The 13,586-nt window shown below is 73.0% G+C and carries 11 protein-coding genes; 6 read left to right on the top strand and 5 right to left on the bottom strand.

Features of this window, described 5'->3' with window-relative positions; genetic code table 11:
* Positions 1-4: 4 nt before the first annotated feature.
* Positions 5-2,353 carry a transglycosylase domain-containing protein gene (locus tag ACQPZ4_RS21605; RefSeq protein WP_433064007.1) on the bottom strand — a complete coding sequence of 783 codons (2,349 nt, stop codon included), beginning with the start codon at positions 2,351-2,353 and terminating at the stop codon, positions 5-7.
* Between the two features lie 101 nt (positions 2,354-2,454).
* Here ACQPZ4_RS21605 and ACQPZ4_RS21600 point away from each other — a divergent pair, with 101 nt between their 5' ends.
* The 4 genes from ACQPZ4_RS21600 (at position 2,455) to ACQPZ4_RS21585 (ending at position 9,415) form a co-directional block, all read left to right on the top strand.
* Positions 2,455-3,276, top strand: coding sequence for a phosphotransferase family protein (locus ACQPZ4_RS21600; protein WP_433064005.1), 822 nt, complete (start codon positions 2,455-2,457; stop codon positions 3,274-3,276).
* A gap of 35 nt (positions 3,277-3,311) precedes the next feature.
* Positions 3,312-3,518 carry a DUF7489 domain-containing protein gene (locus tag ACQPZ4_RS21595; protein ID WP_433064002.1) on the top strand — a complete coding sequence of 69 codons (207 nt, stop codon included), beginning with the start codon at positions 3,312-3,314 and terminating at the stop codon, positions 3,516-3,518.
* Positions 3,519-3,640: 122 nt separating this feature from the next.
* Positions 3,641-5,911 (top strand): HelD family protein, encoded by a 2,271-nt coding sequence (locus tag ACQPZ4_RS21590; RefSeq protein ID WP_433063999.1) that lies wholly within the window; start codon positions 3,641-3,643, stop codon positions 5,909-5,911.
* Positions 5,912-5,914: 3 nt separating this feature from the next.
* On the top strand, positions 5,915-9,415 hold the full coding sequence (locus ACQPZ4_RS21585; RefSeq protein WP_433063996.1) for an AAA family ATPase: 3,501 nt from the start codon (positions 5,915-5,917) through the stop codon (positions 9,413-9,415).
* Here the strand turns inward: ACQPZ4_RS21585 and lepB are convergent.
* From lepB to ACQPZ4_RS21565, 4 genes are all read right to left on the bottom strand, one after another.
* On the bottom strand, positions 9,395-9,877 hold the full coding sequence (gene lepB / locus ACQPZ4_RS21580) for a signal peptidase I (protein WP_433063993.1): 483 nt from the start codon (positions 9,875-9,877) through the stop codon (positions 9,395-9,397). The two genes, ACQPZ4_RS21585 and lepB, sit on opposite strands and share 21 nt — an antisense overlap.
* Positions 9,874-11,652, bottom strand: coding sequence for an ABC transporter ATP-binding protein (locus tag ACQPZ4_RS21575; protein WP_433063990.1), 1,779 nt, complete (start codon positions 11,650-11,652; stop codon positions 9,874-9,876). Before ACQPZ4_RS21575 ends, lepB begins: the two co-directional genes overlap by 4 nt.
* On the bottom strand, positions 11,645-12,199 hold the full coding sequence (locus ACQPZ4_RS21570; protein WP_433063987.1) for a TlpA family protein disulfide reductase: 555 nt from the start codon (positions 12,197-12,199) through the stop codon (positions 11,645-11,647). The genes ACQPZ4_RS21575 and ACQPZ4_RS21570 overlap by 8 nt, the downstream gene beginning before the upstream one ends.
* A 74-nt stretch (positions 12,200-12,273) precedes the next feature.
* Positions 12,274-12,465, bottom strand: coding sequence for a hypothetical protein (locus ACQPZ4_RS21565; RefSeq protein ID WP_433063985.1), 192 nt, complete (start codon positions 12,463-12,465; stop codon positions 12,274-12,276).
* A gap of 321 nt (positions 12,466-12,786) precedes the next feature.
* Between ACQPZ4_RS21565 and ACQPZ4_RS21560 the strand changes: the two genes are divergently transcribed.
* Positions 12,787-13,110, top strand: a complete 324-nt coding sequence (locus ACQPZ4_RS21560; RefSeq protein ID WP_433063982.1) for a hypothetical protein — start codon at positions 12,787-12,789, stop codon at positions 13,108-13,110.
* A gap of 56 nt (positions 13,111-13,166) precedes the next feature.
* Positions 13,167-13,586 (top strand): alpha/beta fold hydrolase, encoded by a 420-nt coding sequence (locus ACQPZ4_RS21555; RefSeq protein ID WP_433063979.1) that lies wholly within the window; start codon positions 13,167-13,169, stop codon positions 13,584-13,586.

The raw sequence follows: 13,586 nt of genomic DNA, 5'->3' as shown, positions 1-13,586 counted from the left end.
GTGACTACCGGCCGCCCTTGCTCACGACCAGCTCCACCGGGCCGCCCTTGGTGGTGGCGCCGGCGGGGTTGGTCCGGTCGACGGTACCGGCGGGGCACTGGGACTCGATCTGGGCGGCCGCGACCGTGACCGAGAAGCCCGCCTTCGCCACCTTGTCGCGGGCCTGATCGACCGGGAGGCACTTGACCGGCGGGATGTCGACCAGCTTGCCCTGCGCGCGCTCCTTCGTCGGCGGGGTGAACTTCACCTGCGGCTGCCCGGCCAGGCCGTCGCGCAGCACGCCCAGCGCCGCGTAGTTCACCGGCGCGTGCTGCATGTTCTGGTCGGTCTCGGGATAGTCCGGGTCGGTCAGGAAGCCCGACACCGCCAGCTGCTTGGTCATGACGGTGAACGTGGCGCTCTTCTCCGAGTCGGTGGTCCCGGACTTGCCGGCGATCTGGCGGCCGACGAACTTCTTGCCGTACTCCGCCGTCGCCCCGTTGCACTTGCCCGTCGCCGACTGGTCGCCCACCGGGCAGCGGGCCATGTCGACAGCGGCCCGGGCGACCTCCGGATCGACCGCCTGCCTGCACTTCGGGTCCAGCCCCTCGACCTTCTTGCCGCTGTTGTCGCGGACCTCGACGATCGGGGTCGGCTCGCAGTACAGCCCGTCGGCCGCGAGGGTCGCGTAGGCGTTGGCGAGCTGCAGCGGGGTGGTCGCCGACACGCCGAGGGTGAACGCGCCCCACTGCTTCGGGGCGGCCGCGAGCTCGGCGTCCTTCTTCGCGTTGAACTGGATCCCGAGCCGCTTGGCCACGTCCACCACGTGCTCGACGCCGACCTGCTGCTCCAGCGGCACGAAGTAGGTGTTGATCGAGCTGCCGAACGCGGTCCACATGTTGTACGGGCCGGACTGGCCGCCGGAGTTCTTCGGGCAGTAGTGCGGGCCGTTGCAGGACGCGGGCGCGCCGGCCTCGATCGGGAAGTCGGACACGAACTGCTTCTCGGTCTGGATCGTGGTGGCGAGCGGCAGCCCGGACTCCAGCGCGGCGACCGCCGTGAAGATCTTGAACGCGGACCCGGCCTGGTACCCGGGGATGTCCGCGTCCCCGGTGATCATCGGCACCGTGGTGTTCGGGTAGTTGCCCTTCTGGCCCGCCTTGGCCGGGTTGGTGTTCGGCTTGTTGTTCGTCTGGTCGTTGCTGTACGTCCGGTTGGTCGCGAGCGCGGTCACCCGCCCGGTGCCGGGCTGCACGGCGGCGAGCATCAGCGCGCTGGACGAGCCGAGCCGGATCTGCTGGTTCTTCGCCACCTCCTTCGGCTGCTCCTGCGCATACTTGGCCGCCGCCGTCTGGGTCTGCAGATCCAGGGCCGAGACGATGCTGTACCCGCCGGTGCGCAGCCGCGTCGCCCGCTGGTACTCGTCCTCGCCGAACACCTTCTGATCGCCCCACCAGCGGCGCAGGTAGTCGCAGAGGAAGCCGGCGCCGAGCCCGTCGCGCTGGATCGACTCGCACCCCTCCGGCGTGCGCTTGCCGGCGATCGTGAGCTTCTCGGCCGCGGCGGCGTCGGCGGTGGCCTGGTCGATCTGGCCCATCAGGACCATCTGCCCCAGCACGTACTTCTGCCGCTTGAGCGCCTCCGGCAACCCCTTCTCGGTCGCCGGGTCCATCGTGCCGGGCGCCTTGACCAGCCCCGCGATGAGCGCCGACTCGGCCAGCGTCAGGTCCTTCGGGTCCTTCTCGAAGTACACGTGGGCGGCGGCGTACACCCCGTAGGCCCCGTGGCCGAAGGGCGCGATGTTCAGGTAGCGCTCCAGGATCTCCCGCTTGGAGAGCTTCTTCTCCAGCGCGACGGCGTAGCGGATCTCCCGCACCTTGCGGATGTTCGTCTTGTCGGTGGCGTCGACCACCTCCTGCGGCGTGCGCGCGGAGTACGCGATGGCCTGCCGCACGTACTGCATGGTCAGCGTCGAGGCGCCCTGCTCGGTGCCGCCGGCCGCCTTGTTGGCCACGAACGCGCGGAACACGCCCTTGGCGTCGACGCCGCTGTGCTCGTAGAACCGGTTGTCCTCGGCCGCGACCATGGCCTGCTGCATGACCGGGGAGACGTCGCCGAGCTTCACGTCGCGGCGGTTCTCGTCGTACATCATCGCCAGCGTGGTCTTGCCGTCGCCCGCGTACACGTAGGTGATCTGCGGCGACGGCAGCACGTCGATGTCGGTCGGCAGGCCCTCGAACGTGTCCGCCCCGGCCTTCGCGGCGAGCCCCGACATCAGCACCGCGGGGAACGCTGCGCCCGCGATCACCAGCCCGGCGAGCAGCCCGCACAGCAGCAGCGAGGCCCCGTTGGGCAGGAGCTTGCGAACCCGCACGCGAATCGTCCCCCATGGTCGTGCGCCTGTGTGTCAGTACTGGAACGCGGCGTCCCGGCCGCGAGGTTGGCACCGACCCGCGAGGTTTTTAGGCTGTCGTCATGCGGCTCTCGGCGCTCCGGTCCCTGCACGGCGGCGAGAGCCCGTGGTGGTTCGAGGTCACGGCACCCGACCGGTCGGTGTACTCGCTGGTCCTGCGCTTGCCGAGCAGCCGGATCACGGCCGGCCAGATCGCCACGAACGCCGCCGCCCTGCTCGTCGCCGAGCGCCACGGCCTGCCCGCCCCGCGCCTGCTCGCGGCCGGCACCTCGGCGACGATCGAGACCGTCGTGGCCGGCACCAGCACCTGGCCCGCGCGGCCCTCGGCCGATCTGCTCCGCTCGGCGGGCGCGGCGGCCGCCCGGGTCCACGCCGTCGTCATCGACCCGAGCCCGGACCTGCCGGCGCGCCCCCGCCCGATCGCGGTGGACGACTTCGCCGCCGACCGCCGGGCCGGCCGGATGCCCACCACCGCGCTGCTCGCCGAGGCCGACGCGCTCGTGCGCGCGATCGACCCGCCGGCCGCACCGCGGGTCTTCGTCCACGGCGACCTGTGGCCCGGCAACACCGTGCTGGCCGGCGGCCGGGTCCACGCCCTCATCGACTGGAAGACGGCCGGCGTCGGCCACCCCGGCGTGGACGTGGGCGAGCTGCGCAAGCAGGCCGCGGTCGGCTACGGCGACGAGGCCCCGCGGCACGTCCTGGACGGCTGGGAACGGGCGAGCGGCCTGGCCCTCGAGGCGGTGGCGTACTGGGACGCCGTGGCCGCCCTGAACACCCCGACCGTCTGGTACAGCCCCGACGCCACCCGCCGCCGCGACGACTTCCTGCGGGCCGCCGTCCTCATCCTAAAGTCGGAGACGGAAGACCGGTCCACGGACTGAGGTGTCCGATCCCTCCGGTTTCGTATGGTTGATCCATGACGAAGAACGAAGGTAGCTGGAGCGGAACGGTCGCCAAGAAGTCGCGGGCCCTGCTGGACGGATCGAACATGTACCGCCGCCTGGAGGTCCGCCTCGACGACGGCACCGAGCTGCAGGTCAAGGTCGACCGGGAGCTGTGGAACCAGCTGGAGGTCGGGGACCGGCTCGTGCAGCAGGAGGGTGAGCAGCCAAGACGGGGCTGACCCGCTCAGTTTTCATTGTACGGGCCGCGCAACCCCTACGAATCGGCCCAAAGACCGATTTTCGCCGCTCGCGACGGACCTACGCTCGCTGGACACCCTGGACTCCGCACCGAGGGAGCACTGTGTCCGACACCAGAACGCTGGAGATCGCCGCCGAGCAGGAGATCGTCGACCGGGTCTACGCGCGCCTCGAGGACATGCGCGCGCAGTCCGCGTCGCTGGCCGCCGAGGGGCACCACCGCGCCTCCGGCAGCACGCTCACCGGCCTCGTCGAGCGCGACGCCATGGTGCTGCGGGCCGCCGCGCAGATGCGGGCCCTGGACGCCGAGGCGGAGGGGCTGGTGTTCGGCCGGCTCGACTTCGACGACGGCGAGACGTACCGGATCGGCCGTCTCGGCGTCCGCGACGGCATCGAGCCGCTGCTGATCGACTGGCGCGCGCCCGCCGCCGCGCCGTTCTACCGGGCGACGTCCGGGCAGCCGCTCGGGGTCGTGCGCCGGAGGGTCATCATCTGCCGGGGCCAGCGGGTGCTCGACCTCGACGACGACGTGCTGACCCCGGACCGGGCCGGCGACCTGCGGGTGCTCGGCGAGGGCGCGCTGCTGGCGGCCCTGCGCCGGTCCCGCGGCCCGCACATGCGCGACATCGTGACGACCATCCAGCAGGAGCAGGACGCCGCGATCCGCGCACCCGCCCGCGGCGTCACGCTGATCACCGGCGGCCCCGGCACCGGCAAGACGCAGGTGGCGCTGCACCGGGCGGCGTTCCTGCTGTACACCGACCGGGGCCGGCTCACCGACGGGCGCATCCTCGTCGTCGGCCCGTCCACGGTGTTCACCACGTACATCGGGCGGGTCCTGCCGTCCCTCGGCGAGGACAGCGTCCACCTGCGCGCCCTGGGCGAACTCGTCGACGGCGTCACCGCCACCCGTCGCGACCCGGCCGCCCTCGCCGCGCTCAAGGGCCACGACCGCATCGTGGGCGTGCTGACCGACCTGATGTGGCAGACCCCGCCGGCCGCCCCGAAACACCTCCGCCTCGTGTACGCCGGGCAGGTCCTCACCCTCGCCGAGCCCGACCTGACCGGGGTCCGCCGCCGGGTCCGCGACGACGGAAGGCCCAACAGCGCGCGGGCCCGGGCGGGCAAGGCGCTGCTGGACGCCCTGTGGACCAGGGCCGACCAGACCCACCTGGACCGCGCCCTGTTCACCGAGGAACTGCGCGACCGCAGCGAGTTCCTGCGGTTCCTGCACGCCTGGTGGCCGCCCCTGACCCCGGCCGACGTCCTGTCCTGGCTGGCCGACCCGGCCAGGATCACGACCCTGAGCCCGGCGGAGGCGGAGCTGCTGTCCCGGTCGTACCAGACCGATCCCGAGTGGTCGGTCGACGACGTCCCGCTGCTGGACGAGCTGGACGTGCTCCTCGGGCCACCGCCGGCAAAGCCCAAGGCCCCCGAGCCGGAGTGGCGCCTGCGGGAACTCGGCGCCGGTCCGAGGCTGGTGTCGACGTTCGTGCTGAGCTGCGGCCTGCGCGACGGCTGGGAGCTGTACGCGCCCGGCCTGCTGACCCCGATGGCCCAGGCCGGCCAGTCCATCGACAACGACCAGGTCTTCCAGGCCCAGCGCTGGGCCGAGGCCGTCATCCGCCGCGAGGGCCACGTGGTCACCGGCTGGACCGACGGCTTCGACCCGCACGGCGAGGAGGGCTACGTCCCGCTGCTCGCCGAACCCCTGCTGCCCGACCCGCCGGAGGACGACAGCCCGGCCCCGGACCCGTACCTCCACGTCATCCTCGACGAGGCCCAGGACCTCTCCCCGATGGAATGCCGGATGATCGCCCGCCGCTCGTCGTACGCGTCGATGACCGTGGTCGGCGACCTCGGCCAGGCGACGCACCCCCTGGCGTCCCCGTCGTGGCCGGTGCTGCTGGACCGCCTGGGCAAGCACGAGATCCGCATGCTGGACCTGCCGACCGGCTACCGCGTCCCGCAGACGATCGCCGACTACGCCGCCCGGGCCCTGGCGCCGGGCATCGAGCCGACCCGCTCGTACCGGCCGGGCGGCACTTTGGTTGTCCGACAGGCCGACGATCTGGCCTCGGCGGTGCGGGCCGCGCTCGACGAGGCCCCGGCGGAGGCGACGGTGGCGGTGATCGCGCCCGACGCCCTGGCCGGCGGTCTGCCGGGGCCGGTGGTGCCGGTGAGCCTGGTGAAGGGCCTGGAGTACGACCACGTCATCCTGGTCGAACCGGCCGCCATCGCCGACGCCGAACCGCGCGGGATGAGCCGGCTGTACGTGGCCCTGACCCGCGCGGTCGCCGGCCTGGTGGTGCTGCACCGCCGTCCGCTGCCGGACGTCCTCGTCGATCCGGAGGCCCGCGTGGCGGACAATTGACGGATGCCGAAGGGACTCAGCTACGCGGACGCGGCCCGGCTGCTCGACGGCAGGCCCGCCGGGGCCGAGGCGCTCGGCACCGCCGTGGCCGGCCTCGCGTCGGCCACCGGCCTGCCCGGCCTGAGCCTGTTCGACATCAAGGGCGCGGCGACGAAGGCCGGCGCGCGGCTGCTGACCGGCCTGCGCGAGCGGGCGGGCGACGCGCCGCGGCTGGAGCGCAGCCGCCGCCTGCAGGCCGCGAACTCGATCCTGGTCGTGACCGCGATGTTCGACGCCTTCGACGCCCTCGACCTGCCGATCCGGCTCCAGGACGCCGAGCTGTCCCGGACCGGGCAGGTCGCGCTGGCGGGTGGCCCCGCGGGTGGCCCCGACGGCGACGCGTGGCTGCCCGCGCTGCTCGCGGCGGCCGTGCCCGCGCCGGGTCCGGCGACGCCGTTCGGCGCGTTCCGGCTGGAGCTGCGGCAGTGGTACGTCCGGCAGTCCCGCCGCCTGCACGAGCACCTGACCGGTCTCGCGGTCGTCGACCGGCTCGACGACACCCGGCGGGAACAGCTGCGGGAGGCGCTGCTCGGCCGGTTGCCCGACGTCGCCGCGGAGCGCTACGAGTCCGCCTACCTGCGCCTGTCGGCGGAGATCGGCGAGTTCCGGCTGTGGGCGTGGCGCGCGGACGCCGACGCGCGGGACGTGCGGCTGGATGAGCTCGGCGCCGGCCTGCGGGAGCTCGCCGGCCTGCTCGACGCGCTGCGGACCGAGGTGCGGGGCGACGGCGCCGGCGAGCTGCGGCGGCTGCTCGCGGCGGTCTACGCCGCCGACCTCGACACGCCGGTCGCGGGCGACGAGCAGGACACCGGCGGCTGCGTCCTGCCGTCGCTGGCGCAGAGCTACCTCGATCCGCGCTTCGCGGTCCGCGCCGGGGGTCCGGGGGACAACCCGGCCGACGAGTCGTGGTGGCAGGAGACGGTGTCGCGGGGTGACCTGGCGGCGTTCCTGGCCGGGCACCTGACGACCGCGGAGGCGTCGGCGGCGCCGCTGCTGGTGCTGGGCCAGCCCGGCTCCGGGAAGTCGGCGCTCACCCGGGTGCTGGCCGCGCGGCTGGACAGCGGTGACTTCCTGCCGGTCCGGGTGCCGCTGCGCGAGGTGCCGGCCGACGCCGAGCTCCAGGACCAGATCGAGCTGGCCGTGCGGGCCACGACCGGCGAGCAGGTCGGCTGGCCCGAGCTGGCCCGGGCGGCGGGCGGGGCGCTGCCGGTGGTGCTCCTCGACGGCTTCGACGAGCTGCTGCAGACCACCGGGGTGAGCCAGTCGGACTACCTGCTGAAGGTCGCGAAGTTCCAGCGGCGGGAGGCGATGCTCAACCGGCCGGTGGCCGTGGTGGTGACCAGCCGGACGGCGGTGGCGAACCGGGCGCCGCTCCCGGAGGGCAGCACGATCGTGCGGCTCGAGGCCTTCGACGACGCCCAGGTCGAGGCCTGGCTCGCGGTGTGGAACCGGGCGAACGCGGAGTTGTTCGGGGAGCGCGGGTTGCGGCCGCTGACGCCGGACGCGGTGGCCCGGCAGCCGGAGCTGGCCGGTCAGCCGCTGCTGCTGTTGATGCTGGCCCTCTACGACGCCCAGGACAACGCGCTGCGGTCGGCGGCCGAGCTGAGCCGGTCGGCGCTGTACGAGCGGCTCCTGACCGCCTTCGCCGTCCGGGAGCTGCGCAAGGACCGGCCGGTGCCGGTCGACCGCCAGGCCGACGCGGTCGAGCGGGAGCTGCTGCAGCTGGCGGTGGTCGCGTTCGCGATGGCGAACCGGGGCCGGCCCTGGGTCACCACCGGCGAGCTGGACCAGGACCTCGAGGCGCTCGGCATGGCGTCCGCGCCGGCGCCCGGCCTCGGCTTCGCGGCGGCCCAGACGCCGGCGGAGCGGGCCGTCGGCCGGTTCTTCTTCATCCAGCGGGCGGAGGCGGTGCAGGACGTCCGCCGGCTGAGCACGTACGAGTTCCTGCACGCCACGTTCGGGGAGTACCTGGTGGCGCGGCTCGTCGTCCGGCTGCTCGGGGACGTCACGGCCCGGGAGGCGGCGGGGCTGCGGGGCTTGCGGACGGCGCCGGCGCACGACGACCTGCTGTACTCGCTGCTCAGCTTCGCCCCGCTGACCGGCCAGGGCTCCAGCACGCTGCCGTTCGCCCGGGAGCTGCTGCGGCCCGCGGACCCGGCGGTGCGGGATTGGCTGCTGCGCGCGTTCCAGCACGCGTACGCGCGGCTGGACGTGCCGGTCGGCGCCTACCAGCCGACCTCGCTGTCGGGCGGCGAGCGGCCGGCCCGCTACGGCCTCAACCTGGTGCTGCTGCTCACGGCGGGCGGTCCGGTCCGCGGCTCCGAGCTGTTCCCGGGCCAGGACGATCCGGCCGACCGGGTCGGCCGGTTGGCGCTGGGCTGGCAGTCGACGCTGAGCCACAGTGCCTGGCTGTCGCTCGTCGAGGTGCTCGACGCCCGGCCCGTCTGGGAGGCGGGCGGCCCGCGGGACGTCGAGCTGTCGGACCACCACGGTCCGGACGCCAGGCCGATCGACGTGTACTGGGTCCTCGGTGAGGGACCGGAGAGCTGGGTCCGGGCGTTCGAGCGCGGTGGCGGGTTCTCCGGCTACATGCCGGACCGGCTGGCGAGGTGGGCCCATGAGCTGCGCAACGACGTCGGCGGGGAGCAGTACCGGCATGCCCTGGAACCGCTCCTCGACCGGCTGCCCTATGCCGTCGAGGGCTTCGTCGCCCACGATGTCGGCGATCCCGAGTCGATCGCGCACAGCCTGATCCGGGTGTGGGTGTCCGCGACCGCCGGCGCTTCGCCGGACGTGCTCGGCGCGGCCTACGAGCGGCTGGTCATGGCGGTGGCCGGCGCGGCCTGGGGTCCTGGCCGCCATCCGCAGAGTTCCCTGGCCATCGGCATGGTCCTGCGGATGCTGGCCCGGGACCTGGACCGGCTGCCGCGAGCGAAGGTCGACGAGTGGGTCGAGACCATCACGACGTCCTACCAGTTCGATACGTTCGTACACACGAGCGAGGTAGTCGCCACGGTGCGGGGTCAATCGGAACCCGGGACCCTGGTGCTGCTGTGCGGGTTGCCCGGGTCGGGCAAGACCACCGTCGCCAAGCGGCTGGCCGAGGAGATGCCCGCCGTCCGGCTGTGCGCCGACGAGTGGCTGCTCGACCCGTTCGACCTGCCCGCCCGGCTCCAGCTGGAGCGGCGCTTCTGGCTCCTGGCCCAGGATCTGCTCGCCCGCGGTCAGAGCGTGATCCTGGAGTCCGGCTTCTGGTTTCGGGCCGACCGCGACGAAAAACGTGAAAGGTCCCGCGCTCTCAAGGCCAAAGTCCGGCTCTTGTACCTCGATGTGCCCGTCGACGAGCTCGCCCGGAGACTGGCGGCGCGCAACGACGACCGGCCCATCACGCGCGACATGCTCGACGCGCACCTGCCGCTGTTCGAGCCGCCGGACGCCGAGGAGCTAAGCCTGTACGACCGATAGCCGCCGCAGCGCCACGCCGATGACGTGGGTGGCCGGGAGGTAGCCGTACGCCCGCGAGTCGTGGCTCACCGCCGGGTTGTCGCCCAGCACCACCACCATGCCCGGCGGGACGACGGGCGAGCCGAGCGCGGCCAGGGCGGGCACGCGGTCCACCGGCGCCGGATCGCCCGGTACCGCGGCCAGCCGCTTGATGAGCAGCCGCTCGTCGGGCAGCACCCCGGTCACCGGATCGTCCGAGAAGGCGGCCACCTCGGCAAGGGTCGGCGCGTCGGGGCTGCGGAAGACCACCACGCTGCCCGGGCGGAGCTTGTCGAGTCCCGTGCGGCGGACCAGCAGGCGGTCTCCCCCGCGGTACGACGGGAGCATGGACCGTCCGTAGACCGTCACCACCAGATAGCGGCGGCGCAGGAACGCGGCGAGCACGATGAGGGCGCCTGCGGTCAGTACCAGCGAAGGGATCATGCGACCGCGTATCCCTCGGCCTGGAGGCGGAACAGGTCGGCGTAGCGGCCGCCCGCTTCGAGCAGGCAGGCGTGGTCACCCAACTCGGTGATGCGGCCCTCGTCCAGGACGGCGATGAGGTCGGCGTCGCGGACGGTGGAGAGGCGGTGCGAGATCAGCAGGTTGGTGCGGCCCCGGCGGGCGGCGTGCAGGGCCGCGTGGATCTCGTGCTCGGCCTCGGGGTCGAGGCCGGAGCTCGGCTCGTCGAGGATCATCAGGTCCGCCTCCGTTCGCAGGAACCCGCGGGCGATCGCGATGCGCTGCCACTGGCCGCCGGACAGCACGACGCCCGCCTCGGGGCCGCTGTCGTCGCCCTCGCCGAAGAACTCGCGGGTGAGCAGGGTGTCGTAGCCGCGGGGCAGGCGGGTCAGGGTCTCGTCGATGCCCGCCTGCCGGGCCGCCGCCGTCACGTGATCGCGTGAACCGGCCCGCAGGTTGCCCAGCTTGATGTTGTCGTGCGCGCTCAGGTCGTACACCATGAAGTCCTGAAACACCGCCCCCAGCCGGGCTCGCAGCGCGGCCGGATCGACCTCGCGCAGGTCGAGACCGTCCCAGGTGATGCTGCCGCGGGTCGGGTCGTAGAGGCGGCACAGGAGCTTGACGAGCGTGCTCTTGCCGGAGCCGTTGAGGCCGACGAGGGCGACGGTGGCGCCGGCGGGGACCGTGAGGTCGACGCCGCGCAGCACCCATGGATGCTCGTCGCTGTAACGGAACCACACGTCGCGCAGGCGGATCTCGCCGCGCAGGGCCGGGAGCGGCGCGGTGCCGACGGGCAGGTCCGGCTCGGCCCGCAGGACCGCGACGAACTCACCGAACAGCAGGCCCTGCCCGTGCAGCCCGGCCGTCGTGGCCACCACCATCGCGAGGCCCGACTGCACCGAGGCGACCGCCGTCACGAAAATGGAGACGTCGCCGATGCTGAGCTCGCCCCGGCGCGCGGCCAGCACCGCCCAGACCAGGCCGCCCCCGGCCACGGCCGCCGACAGCATCGCGAGCACCGTGTGCACGCCGACCTCGCGCTGTTCGAGGCGGCGCTGGGCGGCATCGGCGGTGGCCCGTTCGCCGAGCATCAAACCGCGCAGGAATCCGCCGGTACCGAACAGCCGTATCTCCTTCGCCGCCCGCACGCCGGTGAGGAGCTGGCTGTAGAAGTACTCGCGGCGGTGGTTGGGCTCGACCCGCCGCCGGGTGCTGGCCCGGCGCCGCGACAGCGCCAGTTCCGCGAGCAGCATCGGCACGGCGGCCAGCAGCAGGAGCCCGGTCATCGCCGGGCTGATGGTGAGCAGCGCCCCGATGAACCCGGCCAGGAGGAGCACGCCGCGGCCGAGGCCGAGCACGCCGTCGACGAGCGCGCCGGCCCCGTCGCTGCCCTGCCGGGCGAGCCGGATCCGGTCCAGGAACGCCGGGTCCTCGAAGCGGGCCAGCCCGACGAACCGCCCGGTCGCCGCGAACAGCTCGTCGATCGCGGCCGCGCCGACCCGGCGGTCGATCTCGTTGCGCAGGTACACGCCGAGCCGTTGCAGCGCCGCCGCGAGGACCCCGATCCCGGCCAGCGCGGCGACCAGCCCGAGCACCGGACCCGTGCCGGCGAGCCGGTCGAGGACGAGCTTGGTCAGCCACGCCATGGTCACCGGGGCGAGCGCCTCGGCGACCGTGACGGTGACCTGCGCCCCGGTGATCCACCTGGCCGATTTCCAGACCAGCCGGGCGACGTGCCGCGCGGTCGAGTCAGCCACGGCCCGCGAGTGCCTTGGCCCGCGGCAGGTCCTGCAGGTGCATCCCGCTGGCGGCGACGGTGCCGTCGGGCCCGATCAGGCACACGGCCGGGAAGCCGGAAACATCAAAGGCGGCGGCGACGGTACCGCCCGGCTCCTCCAAAACGACCCGCGCGACCGGCGACAGCAGGGCGAGGTACTCGGCCGGGTCCGCGTCCTGCACGACGATCGCGAGCACCCGCTCCCGCCCGCCCGGGACCGAGCGCGCGTAGTCCGCGAACTTCGGCAGCATCGCCTTGCAGGGCTTGCACGACGGGCTGAAGAAGCCGATGAGGGTCTCGGGCTCCAGCGCCGCGCCGGAGACGGTGTCGCCGTCGCGGGTGGTCGCCGCGAACTCCGGCACCGGGCTGCCCGCGGCCAGCACCGCGACCTCGGGCATGACCGACTTCGTCAATTGCGTGAAGCGCTCGGAGTGGTCCCGCAGCCGCCGGATGACGCCGAGCATCAGCAGGAGGTTCAGCAGCGTCAGTCCGGTCAGGATCACGACCGCCGCGGTCAGGTACAGCATGGATTTCTCTCCACTCGAAAGGGACGCGGAGCGCGCCGTGTGAGGCCGGCGCGCCCCGCTGGTCCAAGAACCGATCAGCAGTAGTAGCCGCAGGACGTGGACGTGGTGGTGCAGCCCTCGTTCAGGCAGCACGTGCGCGTGTGCTTGATGTCGAGGTACTTGCGCGGCGCCGGGCATTCGGTGCACCAGGTTGAGGTGCTGCAGCCCGCGGCGACCGGAGCGGCGGGCACGATCAGTGCCAGCAGCCGATCGGCGATCTTCCGCATGTCGTCTCCCTTTCGGTACGTCGGGTGGTGGGCCGCACGGTGCCACGACCCGCTACCAACGAACTACGCCGCGCCTACTCATACGTTTCCCGGCGATAGCGAGAGAGCGCTTTCACACCGTCTTGACCGAATTTGCCATGTATCGCCGCGACTTAGTTCAACACACGTACGAAGCGTTGAGCTGCCGGTTTAGGTCCCGCGAGATTTGTCTCAGTCGAACTTGCGGCAAGAATAGATATCGGCGTGTATAAGCCTTGCCCGATGATCGAGAGAGCGTTTACCTTGGCCGGGCCCGTTCCCCACGAACGAGAGGAACCACTTATGCGCAAGCTGAACAAGGCGCTGCGAGTCGCCGCCGTCATCGCCGCCGTCGGCGCCGGCGGTCTCGTCGTCACCGAGACCCCGGCCTTCGCCGCCGGCTGCAGCGGGGCCTACACGGACTCCGGCCGCGGCTACCGCGGCGGCCCGTGCACCGGGTACCCGTCGACCTTCCACCTGCACGCCCAGACCACCTGCAAGCCGATGGGCAGCGGCTCCTCGTACGTGCTCAACGGCCCCCGCGCCGTGATCGGCGGCACCTCGAAGGCGCTGTGCCAGTCGGGCTACTACGCCTCCGGCGGCAAGACCATCGTCGAGAACAACTAACTCGCCGCCGGCCGCCCCGGGACCCGCATCCCGGGGCGGCCGGTACCGTTCCGCCGATGCCCTTCCGCGAGCGCCACATCGACGTCGGCGACGCCGACCTGCTCGTGACCTTCGGCGGCGCCGGCCCGCCGCTCCTGCTGCTGCACGGCCCTTCGGACCTCGCTCTCGCCCTCGCGGCCCGGGTCACGGTCGTCCGCCCGCAACTGCGCGGCGCCGAGTTCCCGGACCGGACGATGGCCCGCGACGCCCTCGACGTGATGGGCGACTTCGGCTACGACCGCTTCACCGCCGTCGGCCACGACCTCGGCGCGCGGGTCGCCCTCCGGCTGGCTTTGGACCACCCGGGAACGGTGGTCCGGCTCGCCCTCATCGGGGCCGCCTTGCCCGACGTGCGGCGCCTGACGATGCCGCACCTCGTGGCGGACGCCCCGCCGCCCGGCCTCGCCCGGGCGATCCTCGACCTGATGGGCCTCTAG

The sequence above is a fragment of the Dactylosporangium sp. CS-033363 genome (genome assembly GCF_050942475.1).
Taxonomy (GTDB): Bacteria; Actinomycetota; Actinomycetes; order Mycobacteriales; family Micromonosporaceae; genus Dactylosporangium.
Note: the sequence above shows the minus strand (reverse complement) of the source record. Positions and strands in the feature narration are given on the sequence as shown.